This window comes from Actinomadura meyerae (genome assembly GCF_900188445.1).
In the GTDB taxonomy this organism is placed as follows: Bacteria; Actinomycetota; Actinomycetes; order Streptosporangiales; family Streptosporangiaceae; genus Spirillospora; species Spirillospora meyerae.
The window spans coordinates 25,297-40,437 of the sequence record NZ_FZOR01000014.1 but is presented as its reverse complement, the minus strand read 5'-3'; the positions used below and the strand labels follow the sequence as shown (position 1 = coordinate 40,437).

Annotated in this window: 19 protein-coding genes, 1 tRNA gene and 1 pseudogene; 4 read left to right on the top strand and 17 right to left on the bottom strand. The window is 72.9% G+C overall.

Annotation, left to right across the window (positions count from 1 at the left end; translation table 11 throughout):
- The first annotated feature begins 46 nt into the window (after positions 1–46).
- The gene (locus CHF16_RS16420; RefSeq protein ID WP_089326915.1) at positions 47–1,027 is read left to right on the top strand and encodes a zinc-binding dehydrogenase; all 981 of its coding nucleotides are present in this window, start codon (positions 47–49) and stop codon (positions 1,025–1,027) included.
- A gap of 128 nt (positions 1,028–1,155) precedes the next feature.
- Positions 1,156–2,103, top strand: a pseudogene (locus CHF16_RS16415) (DUF6065 family protein); the annotation flags it as partial.
- A gap of 23 nt (positions 2,104–2,126) precedes the next feature.
- Here CHF16_RS16415 and CHF16_RS16410 read toward each other — a convergent pair.
- From CHF16_RS16410 to CHF16_RS16335, 17 genes are all read right to left on the bottom strand, one after another.
- Positions 2,127–2,198, bottom strand: a tRNA-Met gene (locus CHF16_RS16410).
- Positions 2,199–2,282: 84 nt separating this feature from the next.
- On the bottom strand, positions 2,283–3,350 hold the full coding sequence (gene hypE, locus CHF16_RS16405) for a hydrogenase expression/formation protein HypE (RefSeq protein ID WP_089326913.1): 1,068 nt from the start codon (positions 3,348–3,350) through the stop codon (positions 2,283–2,285).
- On the bottom strand, positions 3,347–4,471 hold the full coding sequence (gene hypD / locus CHF16_RS16400) for a hydrogenase formation protein HypD (RefSeq protein WP_089326912.1): 1,125 nt from the start codon (positions 4,469–4,471) through the stop codon (positions 3,347–3,349). The genes hypE and hypD overlap by 4 nt, the downstream gene beginning before the upstream one ends.
- On the bottom strand, positions 4,471–4,740 hold the full coding sequence (locus tag CHF16_RS16395; protein WP_089326911.1) for a HypC/HybG/HupF family hydrogenase formation chaperone: 270 nt from the start codon (positions 4,738–4,740) through the stop codon (positions 4,471–4,473). Before CHF16_RS16395 ends, hypD begins: the two co-directional genes overlap by 1 nt.
- Positions 4,740–5,423: a D-sedoheptulose-7-phosphate isomerase gene (locus CHF16_RS16390; protein ID WP_089327017.1), complete on the bottom strand. Its 684-nt coding sequence runs from the start codon at positions 5,421–5,423 to the stop codon at positions 4,740–4,742. Before CHF16_RS16390 ends, CHF16_RS16395 begins: the two co-directional genes overlap by 1 nt.
- A gap of 5 nt (positions 5,424–5,428) precedes the next feature.
- On the bottom strand, positions 5,429–5,665 hold the full coding sequence (locus CHF16_RS16385) for a HypC/HybG/HupF family hydrogenase formation chaperone (protein WP_089326910.1): 237 nt from the start codon (positions 5,663–5,665) through the stop codon (positions 5,429–5,431).
- Positions 5,662–6,258 (bottom strand): D-sedoheptulose-7-phosphate isomerase, encoded by a 597-nt coding sequence (locus CHF16_RS16380; RefSeq protein ID WP_245868619.1) that lies wholly within the window; start codon positions 6,256–6,258, stop codon positions 5,662–5,664. Before CHF16_RS16380 ends, CHF16_RS16385 begins: the two co-directional genes overlap by 4 nt.
- The gene (locus CHF16_RS16375; protein WP_089326909.1) at positions 6,255–6,791 is read right to left on the bottom strand and encodes a DUF892 family protein; all 537 of its coding nucleotides are present in this window, start codon (positions 6,789–6,791) and stop codon (positions 6,255–6,257) included. Before CHF16_RS16375 ends, CHF16_RS16380 begins: the two co-directional genes overlap by 4 nt.
- A 44-nt stretch (positions 6,792–6,835) precedes the next feature.
- Positions 6,836–6,967, bottom strand: a complete 132-nt coding sequence (locus CHF16_RS41865; protein ID WP_281259363.1) for a DUF6893 family small protein — start codon at positions 6,965–6,967, stop codon at positions 6,836–6,838.
- Entirely contained in the window at positions 6,964–7,755 is a 792-nt protein-coding gene (locus CHF16_RS16370; RefSeq protein ID WP_245868616.1) for a hydrogenase maturation protease, read from the bottom strand. Before CHF16_RS16370 ends, CHF16_RS41865 begins: the two co-directional genes overlap by 4 nt.
- Complete coding sequence (locus CHF16_RS16365; RefSeq protein WP_089326908.1) at positions 7,749–8,744, bottom strand: hypothetical protein; 996 nt, start codon at positions 8,742–8,744, stop codon at positions 7,749–7,751. Before CHF16_RS16365 ends, CHF16_RS16370 begins: the two co-directional genes overlap by 7 nt.
- A complete protein-coding gene (locus CHF16_RS16360; protein ID WP_143228003.1) occupies positions 8,732–9,475 on the bottom strand; it encodes a DUF6084 family protein in 744 nt (247 codons plus the stop codon). Before CHF16_RS16360 ends, CHF16_RS16365 begins: the two co-directional genes overlap by 13 nt.
- A gap of 110 nt (positions 9,476–9,585) precedes the next feature.
- Positions 9,586–9,765, bottom strand: a complete 180-nt coding sequence (locus CHF16_RS16355) for a hypothetical protein (protein WP_245868613.1) — start codon at positions 9,763–9,765, stop codon at positions 9,586–9,588.
- A 20-nt stretch (positions 9,766–9,785) separates the two neighbouring features.
- Positions 9,786–10,418 carry a DUF5947 family protein gene (locus CHF16_RS16350; protein ID WP_089326905.1) on the bottom strand — a complete coding sequence of 211 codons (633 nt, stop codon included), beginning with the start codon at positions 10,416–10,418 and terminating at the stop codon, positions 9,786–9,788.
- Positions 10,415–10,900 carry a hypothetical protein gene (locus CHF16_RS16345; RefSeq protein WP_089326904.1) on the bottom strand — a complete coding sequence of 162 codons (486 nt, stop codon included), beginning with the start codon at positions 10,898–10,900 and terminating at the stop codon, positions 10,415–10,417. The genes CHF16_RS16350 and CHF16_RS16345 overlap by 4 nt, the downstream gene beginning before the upstream one ends.
- Positions 10,897–12,699 (bottom strand): nickel-dependent hydrogenase large subunit, encoded by a 1,803-nt coding sequence (locus CHF16_RS16340; RefSeq protein ID WP_089326903.1) that lies wholly within the window; start codon positions 12,697–12,699, stop codon positions 10,897–10,899. Before CHF16_RS16340 ends, CHF16_RS16345 begins: the two co-directional genes overlap by 4 nt.
- A 39-nt stretch (positions 12,700–12,738) precedes the next feature.
- Positions 12,739–13,815 carry an NADH-quinone oxidoreductase subunit B family protein gene (locus CHF16_RS16335; protein ID WP_089326902.1) on the bottom strand — a complete coding sequence of 359 codons (1,077 nt, stop codon included), beginning with the start codon at positions 13,813–13,815 and terminating at the stop codon, positions 12,739–12,741.
- Between CHF16_RS16335 and CHF16_RS42070 the strand changes: the two genes are divergently transcribed.
- Together CHF16_RS42070 and hypB are read left to right on the top strand one after the other, a co-directional pair.
- Positions 13,744–14,343 carry a hydrogenase maturation nickel metallochaperone HypA/HybF gene (locus tag CHF16_RS42070; protein WP_342750097.1) on the top strand — a complete coding sequence of 200 codons (600 nt, stop codon included), beginning with the start codon at positions 13,744–13,746 and terminating at the stop codon, positions 14,341–14,343. The two genes, CHF16_RS16335 and CHF16_RS42070, sit on opposite strands and share 72 nt — an antisense overlap.
- Positions 14,336–15,121: a hydrogenase nickel incorporation protein HypB gene (gene hypB, locus CHF16_RS16325; protein ID WP_089326900.1), complete on the top strand. Its 786-nt coding sequence runs from the start codon at positions 14,336–14,338 to the stop codon at positions 15,119–15,121. The genes CHF16_RS42070 and hypB overlap by 8 nt, the downstream gene beginning before the upstream one ends.
- Positions 15,122–15,141: the final 20 nt, after the last annotated feature.

Here is a 15,141-nt window from a genome sequence, read left to right as displayed (position 1 = left end):
AGGTTGAAGGGTGGGACGACATGGTTTCGACGAGAAGGGGAGTGCCATGCGTGCGATCCAGGTGAGGGAGTTCGGCGGGCCGGAGGTGCTGGAGCCGGCGGAGGTGCCGGATCCGGTGCCGGGGCCGGGGCAGGTCGTCGTCGGCATGGCCGCGGCGGACGTCATCTTCCTGGACACCCTGCTCCGCAGCGGCTGGGGCCAGGACATCTTCCCCCGGACGCTCCCGTACGTGCCGGGCGGCGGTGGAGCGGGCGAGGTGCTGCGGACGGGCGAAGGCGTCGATCCGGCGTGGGTCGGGCGGCGGGTCGTCGTCCGGACCGAGACCGGTTACGCCGAGCAGGTCGTCGCCGGTGCGGGCGAGATCATGCCGGTGCCCGGCGGGCTGACGGCCGAGACGGCGGCGGCGCTCGTCCACGACGGGGTGACGGCGCTCATGATGGCGCGGCTGGGCGTGCCCGAGAAGCGGGAATGGGTCCTCGTGTCGGCGGCGGCCGGTGGCGCCGGGTCGCTGCTGGTGCAGCTCGCGGTCGACGCGGGATCGCGGGTGGTGGCGGCCGCGTCGAGTGAGGCCAAGCTGGCGCTCGCGCGTGAGCTGGGCGCGGAGGTCGTCGTCGACTACACGCAGGAGGGCTGGGTCGAGCGCGTCCGTGAGGCGACCGGGGGCGGGGTCGCGCTCGCCTACGACGGCGCCGGGGGCCGGCTGGGGCTGGAAGCCTTCGAGACCGTGGCCGACGGCGGACGGTTCGTCACCTACGGCACCGCCGAGGGCTTCACCGACCCGGACAAGGAGGTCGCCCGGCGGCGGGCCGTGCGGGTGCTGACCCCGCTGATGGACGGGCCTCCGGACGAGGCGACCGTGCGCGAATCGCTCGGCCGGGTGCTCGAACTGGCCGAAGAGGGGCGGCTGAGGCCGGTGGTCGGGGCCACCTATCCGCTGGAGCGGGCGTCGGACGCGCACCGCGCGCTGGCCGCGCGCGCCACGATCGGCAAGTCGCTGCTGGTCGTGGACGCCGAACGGGCCCGCTGAGCGAGGCGCCTACGTCGGAGGCGGCCGGGTGTCGCCCGTTTGGCCCTTCCTGGCCTTCTTCTCCCGGCCGCCTTCAGGGTGTTCGACCGGCGCCGTAACCTTCCGCACAGACCGGCGCCCACCGCGACTGGCGGGACGAGGACGAGCGGACCAAGGGGCACGCGCGGCACTGCCTGCCGCTGCTGATGGCCAACCGGCTCGGCTACGTGGTCAGGTCGCCGGGGTCGTTCCAGGTGACGTGGTCGGGGAACTGGAAGCGGCCGCCCGCGATCGATCACCGGCGTGCACCATCTGACGCGGAGGCGGAGGCGGTCGTCCGGCGGTCGTCGCGGGTCTTCCCGGTCGACTCGACGCCGGGCGTCGCGGAGTACCTCGGCACGCTCTGCCCTCGGGTGACCAGCCTGCTGTCCCTGTACGAGGAGGGGCACGACCGGCTGACCACCTACCGGCGGATGGCGGCGGCCGTGGCCGCCGCGCTGGAGGAGCCGCCGGTCTGCTTCGCGACCTACGGCCACCCGTGGGCGTTCTGCTTCCCGACGACGCTGATCCGGCGCGCGACCCCGCTGCTGGACCTGCGGGGCGACGTCGTCCCGGGCATCTCGTCGCTCGACACCCTCATGGTCGACCTCGGGTACGACTTCTCGGCGGACGGGCTGCAGATGTACGACGCCACCGACCTGCTGCTGCGGAGGCGGCCGCTGCAGGACGACGTGGCGTGCGTGATCTGGCAGGTCACGTCCATCGCCGACCCGACGTACCAGGCGGGGGCGCGCACGCCGGAGCATTTCGCCGGGCTGCGCGACTACCTGCTGGAGTTCTATCCGCCGGAGCACGCCGTCTTCTCGGTGTTCTCGCGGACGCATCCTGCGCTCCGGTCGATGGTGCGCAGGCAGCGGCTGGACGAGCTGGCGGAGGCACTGGCGGGGGACGCGCAGTCCGGCACCCTTTTCATTCCGCCCGTTCGGCGGCCTCCCGTCGTGGACGAGGACATGGCCGACCGCATCCAGGATGCCTACCGGCAGGCTCCGCCCCTCCGAATAGCCGCGTGTCATGGCGAAGAGAAAGGCGCACCCTAATGGTCGGGCGCGCCTTTCACTAGAGGCGGGGGCGGGATTCGAACCCGCATCACCAGGCTTATGAGACCTGCATGCTCCCGTTGCACTACCCCGCACCGGTTCTTCGATGGTAAAAGGCCGGTACGGAGCGGCGCCAATTATTTTTCGGGGCCTTGTTTTCGGAGCGGGTCCGCAGACCGTCAGCAGATGCGCGGCAGCGGGTCGCCCACCAGGACGTCGATGATGCGGGTGCCGCCGAACGCCGTCTTCAGCAGGACGGTGCCGGGCGGGTCGTCCCGCACATGGCCGATGACGGCGGCGCCGGTGCCGAGCGGGTGGGCATGCAGGGCCTCCAGGGCCGCGTCCGCCCGCTCGGGCGCGACCACGACGACGGCGCGGCCCTCGCACGCGACGTACAGCGGGTCGATGCCGAGCAGTTCGCAGGCCCCCCGGACGGCCGGGTGGACGGGGATCGCGTCCTCGTCCACGACCACGGCGAGGCCCGCGTCCGCCGCCAGTTCGTTGAGGACGGTCGCGACCCCGCCGCGCGTCGCGTCCCGCATCCGGCGGACGCCGCCCCGGCAGCGGGCCGCGAGGTCGGCGAGCAGGCAGTTCAGCGGCGCGGTGTCGGAGGCGAGGTCGGCCTCGATGTCGAGGTCGCCGCGCGCCAGCATGATCGTGACGCCGTGTTCGCCGATCGGGCCGGTGACCAGCACGGCGTCGCCGGGGCTGAGCTCGCCGGTGGGCGGGGAGTGGACGACGCCGACCCCGGCGGTGTTGATGTAGCAGCCGTCGGCCTTGCCGCGCTCGACGACCTTGGTGTCGCCCGCGACGATGTCGACTCCGGCGGCCTCGGCGGCGGCGCTCATCGACGCGGTGATGCGGCGCAGCGACGCCACCGGGAAGCCCTCTTCGAGGATGAACCCGGCGGACAGGTGCAGCGGGGTCGCGCCCGCGACGGCCAGGTCGTTGACCGTGCCGTTGACGGCGAGGTCGCCGATGTCGCCGCCCGGGAAGAACAGCGGCGACACCACGTAGGAGTCGGTGGTGAAGGCCAGGTCGGCGCCGTTGACGGCGAAGCGCGCCGAGTCGTCCAGGCGGTCGAGCAGCGGGTTGCCGAACGCCTCCCGGAACACCGCGTCGACCAGGGTGCGGGTGGCCTTGCCGCCGGAGCCGTGCGCGAGCGTGACGGCGTCCTCGCGGAGGCGGGCCCTGCGGCCGCGGGCCCGCGCGATGCGGTCGAGGACCTGCTCTTCGCGGATCGTCATCGGGTGGCCTCCTTGACGCGCTCCCGGGTGAACCGGCCGAAGTTGTAGTAGGCGGCGCAGGCGCCTTCGGACGACACCATGCAGGTGCCGATCGGCGTCTCCGGGGTGCAGGCCGTGCCGAAGACCTTGCACTCCCACGGTTTCAGGACGCCCTTGAGCACCTCGCCGCACTGGCACGCCTTCGGGTCCGCGACGCGCCCGCCCGGGATGTCGAAGATCCGCTCGGCGTCGAAGGCGGCGTACTCGTCCCGCAGGCGCAGCGCGGAGTGCGAGATGAACCCGAGGCCGCGCCATTCGAAGTACGGGCGCGGCTCCATCGTGCGGGCGATGGCGTCCAGCGCCTTCGGGTTGCCGTCCCACGGGACGACTCGGCCGTACTGGTTCTCGACCTCGGCGCGGCCCGTGTCGAGCTGGGTGAGCAGCATGTACACCGACTGGAGCAGGTCGAGCGGTTCGAAGCCGGCGACGACCAGCGGCTTGCCGTAGTCGCCGGGGATGAACGCGTAGGGCCGGCAGCCGATGACGGTCGAGACGTGGCCGGGGCCGAGGAAGCCGTCCAGGCGCAGGTCCGGCGAGTCCAGGATCGCCTTGATCGCCGGGAGGATCGTCACGTGGTTGCAGAACACCGAGAAGTTCGAGACGCCGGCCGCCGCCGCGCGCAGCACGGTCATCGCGGTGGACGGCGCGGTCGTCTCGAACCCGATCCCCATGAACACGACGCGGCGGGACGGGTTGCGCTCGGCGAGCTTCAGGGCGTCCAGCGGCGAGTACACCATCCTGATGTCGGCGCCCGCGGCCTTGGCGTCAAGGAAGGAGCCCTTCCCGCCGGGGACCCGCATCATGTCGCCGAACGTCGCCAGGATCACGTCCGGCTGGGACGCGATGTGGACGGCGTCGTCCACCCGCCCCATCGGGATCACGCACACCGGGCACCCCGGCCCGTGCACGAGGGAGACGGTCTCCGGCAGGTAGTCCTCGACGCCGTGCTTGTAGATGGTGTGGGTGTGGCCGCCGCACACCTCCATGAACTTGTAGTGCCGTCCGGGCTCGCACAGGGCGGCGATCGAGGCGGCGAGCGCCCGCGCCTTCCCCGCGTCCCGGTACTCGTCGACGAAGCGCATCAGCCGATCCCCGATTCCCGCAGCGCGTCGATCTCGTCCCGATAGGCGTCCCCGAGGCCCTGGAGCAGTTCCAGCGTCGCCCGCGCCTCCGCCTCGTCGATCTTGGACATGGCGAAGCCGACATGGATCAGCACCCAGTCGCCCGGGGCGAGCCCCTGCCCGTCCAGCAGGCCGATGTCGACCGCCCGGCGGACGCCGGTGACGTCGACCTCCGCCACCGGCCGGTCCTGCCGGACCGACACGATCTCACCCGGTATCGCCAGGCACATCAGCCCGCCTCCCCTGCCGGTTCCGCCTGCGCCGGTTCCGCCTGCGCCGGGTCCGCTCGCGCCAGTTCCGCCTGCGTCAGCTCCCACAGCGCGTGGTAGACGGTCGTCTGCGCCTCCTGGATCCGGTGCACCGACGACGACGGCACGACGAACAGGTGGTGCAGGCCCGGCGTCTCCGCCATCCGCCCGCCGGTGCCGCCGGCGAGCCCGACCACCGTCATGCCGCGCCGCGACGCCTCCCGCAGCGCGGCGACGAGGTTGTCGGAGTCGCCGCTCGTGGACAGCGCCAGGGCGATGTCGCCCGGCCGCCCGAACGCGGCGAGCTGCCGCGCGAACACCACCTCGAACCCGATGTCGTTGGACAGCGCGGTGATGGCGGCGGTGTCGTTGGTCAGCGCGAGCGCGGGCAGCGGGCGCGCCGTCCCGCCCGGGTTGAGGAACAGCGCGGCGACGTCCTGCGCGTCCGTGGCGCTGCCGCCGTTGCCGAACGCGAACAGCCGGCCGCCCGCGCGGAACGCGCCCGCCATCCGCGCGGCGCACGCGGCGAGGTCGTCGCGGTACGCGGCGAGAACGGCCTCCCGGAGCCGGACGATCTCGTTCGCCTTGTCGGCCGTCGAGCGCCGGACGTCCTCCAGCAGCGTGTCCAGCCCCGAGCCGCCCGCGTACAGGAACGGGTAGAGCATCTCGGTCACGTCACGACCCCGATCGCCTCGCCGGCGTGGACGAGCACGGTGCCGCCCGGACGGGCGTCCACCAGCGCCACGCTGATCCGCTCGGTCTCCCCGCCGCCGGTGTCGACGTCGGCGAAGCCGCCGTCGAGGAGCCGGAGCACGGTGGCCGGGCGCGCCTCGTCCGCGCAGGTCGCGCAGTGGCCGTCCTGCGCGTCTCCGCCGCACCGAGCCCCGCCGGCCTCTTCTCCCGTCATGCGGGCACCTCCTCGCTGAGCACCTCGGGCCGCTCCAGGAAGACGTGGACCAGTTCCCAGAGCAGGTGGTAGGCGGTGACGTGCACTTCCTTCACGACGCGCGGGTCGGTGGACGGCACGGTCACCAGATGGTCGACGGACCCGGGCAGCGCCCCGCCGTCGCCGCCCGCGAGCGCGACCGTGAGCATCCCGAGGCCGCGCGCGGCCTCCATGGCGCGCAGGACGCTGCCGCAGCGCCCGTCCGGCGAGATCCCGAACGCGATGTCGCCGGGCCCGCCGAAGCAGCGGACCTGGTGCGCGAAGGCGTCGTCGAACCCGGCGCCGGCGCAGATCCCGGTGAGGGTCGCGACGTCGCCGGTGAGCGACAGCGCGGGCAGCGCCCGCTTCCCGACGATCACCGGATGGACGAACTCGACCGCGACGTGCTGGGCGTCGGTGGCGGCGCCGCCCGCGCCGAACGCGAGCAGGCGCCCGCCGCGGTGGAACCGCGCCGCCATCGCATGGCACGCGGCCGCGATCGCTCCGGCCTCCCCCGCGAGCGCCTCGCCGGGCGCGGCGCGGCGCGCGAAGACCTCCGCCGCCGTCGCGCTCACCGCGCACCGCCGCTCGGCCCGCTGTCGCCCGGCGGAGGGACGTCGCGCAGGCCGTGCTGGCGGAGCGACAGTTCCACCGCGAGGTCCCAGCGCTCCGACAGCTCCGCCGACAGCGCGTGCGCGTCGTCGCACAGCGCCGTCGCGATCCGCGCCGTCTCGGCGTCCCCGGCGCGGTCCGCGACGCGGCGCAGCATCTCCGCGGACGCGATCTGCAGGTGCGCGGCGACGTAGGCGTCCCGGATGTGGCGCCCGGCCGGGTCGCGGCGGGCGCGTCCCAGCCCCGCCTCCAGCACGGCCGCGAACAGCCGCCCCGCGTCCCGGGCGATGGACGGTGCGGAGCCGTGCGCCCGCAGCCGCGCCTCGATCTCCCGCGTGTGCGCCCGCGTCCGCTCGGCGTAGCGGCCGAGGCGCCGGCAGACGTCCGGTTCCTCCGCCACGGCGGTGAGCAGCTCGCTCAGCGTGGCCTCGACGTGCTCCTGGAGCGCGTGCGCGTCCTTCAGGTAGCCGACGAGCTGCCGGTCGATCGTCGTCATGGCCCGTGTCCGATCCCGTGTCCGATCCTGTGTCAGCGTCGGTGTCACATCGACTCGGACTTGATGTACCTGCGCATCGCCGGTATCTCCTTGACCACCACGACGGCCAGCGAGAGCGCGAGCAGCGCGACCGTCAGCCGCACCATGCCCGGCCCGATGTGGATGCCCTTCCTCATGCCACAGATCCCCCTTCTGTGCCCGCCCGCGCGTCCCGCGCGAGCTCCTTCTCCAGCAGCCGCTCGATCAGCCGGACGGCCTCGCCGACGGCCGCGCGGACCGGCGCGCTGAGCTCCATGTCCCAGGTGCCGTCCCCGGTCCGCGCGGACGGCTCGCACGCGACCAGCAGGATCCGCGGCGGCACCTCGCCGTTGCCGCGGGCCAGCCGCAGCACCCGCGCCGGGTCGAGCCCGTGCGCGTCGACCGCGGCGCCGCCGAAGTCGTCGGCGCCCGGTTCCGGCTCGACGAGCGAGACGGTGCCGGGCTCCTCGCCGCGCGCCGCCGCGTCGACCAGGATCGCCGTCCGGTAGCCGTCGCCGAGCGCGTACATCAGGTCGATGCCGCGGATGCCGAAGTCGGTGACGGCCACCCCGTCCGGCACCGGCCGCTCCGCCAGCCGGCGGACGACCTCCACCCCGAACCCGTCGTCGCCGTGGAACACGTTGCCGATCCCGGCGACGAGGACCTTGCGGGCCGCCGCGTCCTGCGGCAGCGGCTCCACCTCGTCCAGCCGGACGAAGAACCGGTGGCCGAGCCCGCCCCTGGGGCCGATGTCCCGGCCGGGGTCGTCGTCGACCGCGACGACCAGGTGCAGGCCGCCCTCCATGTCCTCCTCGACCCGCTCGACGGTCGCGGTGCGGCCGAGCAGGGCGAGGTCGAAGACGTCCGCGCCGCCGCGGGGCCGCAGCCGCACCCGGCTCCCCGCGGTCAGCTCCCGCCCGCCGACGACCGCCCTGGCGTTCACCACGCGTCCCTCCGCGGGTCGCGCATGGTGCCGTGCAGGGCGAGCAGCTCGTCGGACGACAGCGCGCCGCACCGCTCCAGGATCCGGCGCGCCTTCGGGTCGGTCGCCGCCATCTCCCGGCGCTCGTCCTCGCTCAGGCCGAGCACGCTGAGGATGAGCAGCCGGTCGATCTCCGTCCCGTCGAACAGGTCTCCGGGGCTCTCCGGGGCGACCTGCGGCCAGTCGTAGAGGACGATCGGCGCCGCCAGCACCGTGTCGTATCCGCCGGGCCTTCCCGCCAGCACCGGCCACAGCCCTTCGCTCGCGCATCCCGCGACGGCGGCGGCGAGCCGCTCCGGCGGATCGGTGGACGAGGCGAACGCCCCGCCACCGGTGCGTGCGACGACGTGGGCGGACAGCATTCCGGCCCGGACGGCGTCGGCGTGCTCATCGGCGTCCCCGTCGTTGACCACCTCGACCCGGACCCGCACCGCTCCGCCCTCCACCGGGACGGCCGAAACGTCGAGCCGGCCCGTCACGCGTCCCCACGACCGCGTGAACCGGGCGCCGCCGCCGATCTCCTCGTCCTCGGAACCGGCCGGCACCTCGACCGGGATGGTCACCGGGGCGTCCAGCAGGCGCGCCAACGGGACGACGCCGCCGCCGACCTCGCGTTCCCGGGCCTCCTGCCAGGTCGTGTAGGTCGCCGTGCCCCGGTGGAGCTCGTCCACGGGGGTGTCGCCGTCCATGACCTGGCGGTGCACCTCGTGCAGGAAACGCAGCGTGACCTCGATGCCGGGCTCGGCGGCGGGCTCGATGCCGGTCTCGGCGCCGGAATCTAGGACGAATTCGGCGTGCACCGTCCAGCGGTCGTCGTGGCGTTCGGCGTAGCGGCGCGGATAGACGCCGCCGATCGTCCAGCGCCGCTGGTTCTTCAGCGCCGACCGCCGGTAGGGCCACAGCAGGTAGCCCTCGTAGAGGACCGTGTCCGCGACCGCCCTCACACGGTCCACTCTTCCTCCCCCTCGCGCGCCGCCTCTCCCCCGCGCGCCCGCTCTTCCCCGCGCGCCCGCTCTCCCTCGCGCTCCGCCTCCGCACGCCGCAGCAGTTCGTCGACCGTGTCGTCGAACGAGGAGTGCGCGCGGCGCGCCCGGTAGGCGGCCAGCCGGCCGAAGCACGCGTCGTCCAGGCGGAGCCAGCGGGCACCGCCGTAGTAGCGGTCCATCAGGTCCCGCCACGCCTGGACGGGCAGCACGCCCGTCGCCTCGTGGTGCCACGGGATCTGCCCGGTGCGCAGCTTCCCATCCTCGCCCGGGTAGAACACCGTGCCGTTGAACGTGAGGTCGAGCGGGACGTCGCCGTCGTCGAGCGCGTGGAGGTAGCGGTCGGCCGCGACCTGCATGTCATGCCCGCACGGCAGCGACAGCGTCGTCTCCGTCCCGCCGCGGAACGTCGGCACCGTCGCGCCGACGCGCGCCCAGGTCAGGCCGCGCAGCGACCGGTCCCACATGTCGGGCGTGCCGAACACGCCGGTGAGCCGCTCCCGCTCCTCGTCGCCGTACTCCCGCCGCGCCGCCGCGATCGTCACCGTCGTGGTCAGCAGGACGCACTGCACCGGACCGCCGTCCAGCCGCCGCAGCCCGATCCGCAGGTTCAGCGTCGGCGTGGCCGCGAACGCCTCCGCCTCGATCCCCAGCAGATCGAGCCCCAACTCCGGCACCCCGGCCCCCTCCCCCGAAATCATGCCCTGCTCATCCGAGGGGGGACGACCCCCCACACCCCCCGGTTCGCTGGCGCTCATGCCCTGCTTTCCCGAGGGGGGACGACCCCCCACACCCCCCGGTTCGCTGGCGCTCATGCGGGTGAAAGATTCGGCATCGAATCGAGGATCGGCTCGCGGTGCTTCGCGTTGATCCCCGTGGAGCGGCGCTGGGTCGACGTGCCGTCGGCCAGATGGCCCGGCTGCCTCTCGTAGTTCCCCGTCGCGTTCCCCTCGCGGACGCCCCGCGTGTGCGACGGCGTGTCGGGTTTCACATCGGGTCTCCCCAACCTGATCATCTGTCCCCCTTCAACTCCTCGAAGAACGTGCGGACGCGGTCCCGGACGGCGTCGCCGCCGTTGAAGCCCGTCCAGTGCGCGCGCAGCAGGGCGGTCAGCCGGAAGCAGTCGTCGACCGGGAGGATCCAGTGCTCGCCGGCGCCGAGGGCGCGGTGGACGACGAGCGCCTCCACGTCCGGGCGCAGGTCCGCCAGCACGGGGTTCGCGCGGGTCAGGCGCTCCCAGCTCGCGGCGTGCACGGGCGCGTGCAGCGCGCCCACCGGGCTCGGGTAGCGGGCGGTGACCTCGCCGGACGCGGCGGCGGTGAAGAACGCCAGGTCGACCGGGACGCCGAGGGCGGCCCAGAGCAGGCCGTCCAGATGGAAGGCGGTCAGCCGGCGGCGCTCGTCCGGGATGAGCCGGTAGTGGCGCCCGCCCGCCGCGTGGTCGGCGAACAGGACCGTGCAGGCCCCGCACGCGCACAGCGGGTCGCCCGCGTCCAGGTCGAGGAGGTGCCGGTGGGCGTCCGGCAGCGGCTCTCCGCACAGCTCGCACCGCTCGGCGGCGTCCGCCGTCGGGGAGGCGGCAGGCGCGCGAGGCTCTCGGCGGGCCAGGGCGGCCAGCCGGGGCGTGGACAGGGCGGCGGTCATGTGCGGCTCCGCACCCGGTCGAGGGTGATCAGCACCGGTTCGGGGGCGGGCGCCGCGATGTCGACGCGGTCCAGTTCCGGCGCCGCCGCGCGGACGGCCCGCTCGACGGCCTCCAGCACGGGCCGGGGCGGCGCGGCGCGGTTCTCGGCGGCGACCGCCAGATGCAGCGTGCCGTCCTCGATGCGGCCGAGCTCGGCGGTCGTCCGGTGCTTGGCGAGGAACTCCGCCAGCCCGCCGAGCGCCCGCCGCACCCGCTCCTCCGCCGGCTCCGGGTGGAGGCCGTGCACGAGCAGCAGGTGGCGGATCAGCTCGTCCTCGACCAGCGCGGCGGCGTCACCGGACAGCCGCATCACCCGGTCGAGCGCCTCCCCGTACAGCTCCACCAGCGCCTGGACGGCGTCCGCCGCGCCGGGGTCCAGCCCTTCCAGCAGCCCCTCAAGGCGCTGGACGTGCTCGCGGACGCGCTCGTCGTCCCAGCTCATCGTTCCTGCGCACCGAACATCGGGGAGTGCCGCTTCTCGATCGTCCGGCCGCCGCCGAGGTACATGTGGACGCCGCACGGCAGGCACGGGTCGAAGCTGCGGACGGTCCGCATGATGTCGATGCCCTTGAAGTCGTCCGGCCCGTTCTCCTCGAAGATCGGCTGCCCCTGGACGGCGTCCTCGTACGGGCCGGGCGTGCCGTAGGAGTCGCGCGGGCTGGCGTTCCACGGCGTCGGCGGGTACGGCTGGTAGTTCGCGATCTTGTGGTCGCGGATGACGAGGTGGTGCGACAGCACGCCCCGCACCGCCTCGTGGAACCCGACGCCGATCGCCTCGTCCGGGACCTCGAAGTCGGTGAACACCTTCGTCCGGCCCGCCCGGACCTCGTCGAGGGCCTTCTCGGCGAAGTACAGCGCCATCCCCGCCGCGTAGGCGACGAAGTAGGCGCGGGCCCGGTCGCGCTCGATCGTGTTGGCGTACCGCGGCGGCGTCCACTCCAGGTTGACCTCGGGCATGCCCGGCGTCTTCGGCAGGTCGATCTGGACGCTGCGCCCCGTGGACCGGACGTACGGGGTGTCCACCAGCCCGGCCAGCGCGGTCGTCCACAGCCGGGCGAGCGGCCCGCCGCCGGTGTCGAGGGCGAGGTGCTCCTCGGTCACCGGGTGCAGCCAGCGCGGGCTCATCACCCAGCTGTACTTGCCGCCCTCCAGGTCGCGCTTCTGCGGGTGCGGCAGCGTCGTCTGGTTCCACGGGTGCCGCTGGTCGATGGGGTTGCCGAGGGGGTCCTGCTTGACGAACGTCTCCTCGTTCGCCCAGTCGTCGTAGTAGGAGCTGCCGAGCAGGATCCGCATGCCGAGGTTGATGTCGACCAGGTCGGTGGTGAGGAGCTGGCCGTCCACCACGATGCCGGGCGTGACGTACGCGGCCCGGCCCCAGTCGGACATGTGGCGGTAGTCGTAGTCGCACACCTCGGGGTTCTGGAACGCGCTCCAGCAGCCGAGCAGCGTCCGGCGCCGCCCCACCTGGTCGTAGCCGGGCAGCGCCTCCAGGAAGAAGTCGAAGATGTCGTCGTTCATCGCGACGGACCGCTTGATGAAGTCCAGGCAGCGCGTCAGCCGGACGAGGTAGTCGGTGAACACCTGCGGCGTCGCGACCGTCCCCACGCCGCCCGGGTACAGGGTGGACGGGTGGACGTGCCGCCCCTCCATCAAGCAGCACATCTCGCGGGTGATGCGGCTGAGTTCGAGGGCCTGCTTGTAGACCGACCCCTCGAACGGGTTGAAGGCCGCCATGATGTCGGCGATGGTCTTGAAGCCGTGGACGGAGCCGCGCGGCGCCTCGGTGGTCCGCGCGGTGGCGAGCAGGCCCGGGTTCGTCTCGGCGACCATCCGCTCGCAGAAGTCGACGAACACGAGGTTGTCCTGGAACAGCGTGTGGTCGAACATGAACTCGGCGGCCTCGCCGAGGTTGATGATGTAGTCCGCGAGCGGCGGCGGCTTGATCCCGTACGCCATGTTCTGTGCGTAGACCGAGCAGGTCGCGTGGTTGTCACCGCAGATGCCGCAGATGCGGCTGGTGATGAAGTGGGCGTCGCGGGGGTCCTTGCCCTTCATGAACACGCTGTAGCCGCGGAAGATCGACGAGGTGCTGCGGCACTCGGCCACCTCGCGGTTCGCGAAGTCGATCTTGGTGTAGATGCCGAGGTTGCCGATGATCCGGGTGATCGGATCGAACGCGACCTCGACGAGGCTCCCCTGCCCCGCGGCGGTCTCACTTCTCGTGCTGGTGCCCTGTTTCATCGGTGGTCGCCCCGGTTCGTCGTCAGTTGTGCGGCCAGGTCAGTTGTGCGGCCAGCGGGGCTGGTAGCCGCTGGTCAGCCGGTCCTTGTTGTGGCGCCACCGCGGTTCCTCGTTGACGCTCCGGTTGGTGATCGACCGCATCTTCCGGATGAACGGCCCGTAGGTGCGCAGCAGCCGGGTGGACAGGCTGCCGCCGGGCGGCTCGTCCATGAACGGCATGAACTTGTCCGGGAAGCCGGGCATCGTGCAGCCGATGCAGATCCCGCCGACGTTGGGGCAGCCGCCGACGCCGTCCATCCAGCCGCGCTTGGGGACGTTGCAGTTCACCACCGGGCCCCAGCACCCGATCTTCACCTGGCACTTCGGCGAGTTGTAGTCGTAGGCGAAGTCGGCCTGCTCGTAGTAGGCGGCGCGGTCGCAGCCCTCGTGGACGGTCTTGCCGAACAGCCACGTCGGGCGGAGCTTGTCGTCCAGCGGGATGACCGGCGCCTGCCCGGCCGCCTGGTGCAGCACCCACAGCAGGGTCTCCATGAAGTTGTCCGGCTGGACGGGGCAGCCGGGCACGTTCACGATCGGCAGGCCGCCGGCGGAGCGGAAGTCCCAGCCGAGGTAGTCGGCGAGGCCCATGCAGCCGGTCGGGTTGCCCGCCATGGCGTGGATGCCGCCGTAGGTGGCGCAGGTGCCGGCCGCGACGACCGCCCACGCCTTGGGCGCGAGCCGGTCGATCCACTCGTTCAGCGTGACGGGCTCGCCGGTGACCGGGTCGTTGCCCATCGCCGTCCAGTAGCCGTCGCCGTTGATGTTCTCGTTCGGGATCGACCCCTCGACGACCAGGATGAACGGGTCCAGCTCGCCGCGCGCGGCCCGCCGGAACGCCTCCACGAACGCGTCGCCGTTCTCGTAGGCGAGCACCTTGTTGTGCAGGTGCACCTTGGGCAGGCCGGGGATGGCGCCGAGCACGACGTCCTCGATGCTCGGCAATTGGGCCGCGGTGACCGAGACCGTGTCCCCGTCGCAGCTCATGCCCTCGGAGGTCCACAGAATGTGGATCTCCTCCGCCGGCGGCTGCGACGTCGACTGCGGCGCGGACGGCTGCGGCGCGGCGGCACTGGCCATCACGACTCCCCCCAGGCAGAGATCATCACCGTTTCGGCCTGCCCTGCGGAAGAGGGCCGAAACACCGCCCGAAAAGCCGTTCAAGGGCGTTCCCTAATTTGGTCAACGCATTGTTTGACGAGGGAAGATCGGGGCACCGGAACAGCGGCCCCGCAACGGAAACGGGGACCCGGACGGGACGGAGGACGCGTGCACGAACTGGCCGTCACGGAGAGCGTTATCGCGGCAATAACTGCACAATTGTCGGATTCGCGAGTGGTGGTGGTCCACCTCGAAATAGGGAGACTTTCCGGAGTCATGCCGGACGCGGTGCGGTTCTGCTTCGCGCTCGCCGGGGAGGGGACCTGCGTGGAGGGGGCCCGGCTCGACATCACCGAGCCGGACGGGGTGGGCGACTGCGCGTCCTGCGGGCTCACCTTCCCGGCGCGCGCGCCGTTCGCCGTCTGCCCCTGCGGCAGCACCGACGTGGCGGTCACCGGCGGCGCCGACCTGACGATCAAAGCGGTGGAGGTCGCCGACGATGTGTGAGACCTGCGGCTGCGACGCCGACGCCGGGGGCACCCGCCTGACCACCCTCGCGCCGCCGGACCACGACCACCCGCACGAGCACGGCCACGACCACGGGCGCGACCACGAGCACGCCGGCGAGGACGGGCAGGGCCGCGGGCACACCATCGCCCTGGAGCGGAAGGTGCTGGCCCGCAACGACGACCTGGCCGGACGGAACCGGGCCTGGCTGGCCGAGCGCGGCATCGTCGCGCTCAACGTGATGAGTTCCCCCGGCTCCGGCAAGACGACGCTGCTGGAGCGGACCGTCGCCGACCTCGGCGCGGACCGCCCGATCTCGGTGATCGAGGGCGATCAGGAGACGCTGCTGGACGCGCGCCGCCTCACCGCCGCCGGGGCGCGGACCGTCCAGGTCAACACGGGCGCGGGCTGCCACCTCGACGCGTCGATGATGGCCGGCGCGCTGGCCGCGCTGGCGCCCCCGGACGGCTCGACGGTGTTCGTCGAGAACGTCGGCAACCTCGTCTGCCCCGCGCTGTTCGACCTCGGCGAGCGGGCCCGCGTGGTGCTGATGTCGGTCACCGAGGGCGACGACAAGCCGCTGAAGTACCCGCACATGTTCCGCGGCGCCGACGTCCTGCTGCTCAACAAGACCGACCTGCTGCCGTACGTCGACTTCGACGTGGACGCGTGCCGGGACGCGGCCCGCAGGCTGTGCCCCGGCCTCACCGTCCTCCCGCTGTCGGCGACGCGCGGGGACGGCCTCGGCGCCTGGTACGACTGGCTCGCCGCCCTGTGACCGGCGCCCGCGGGCTCTGA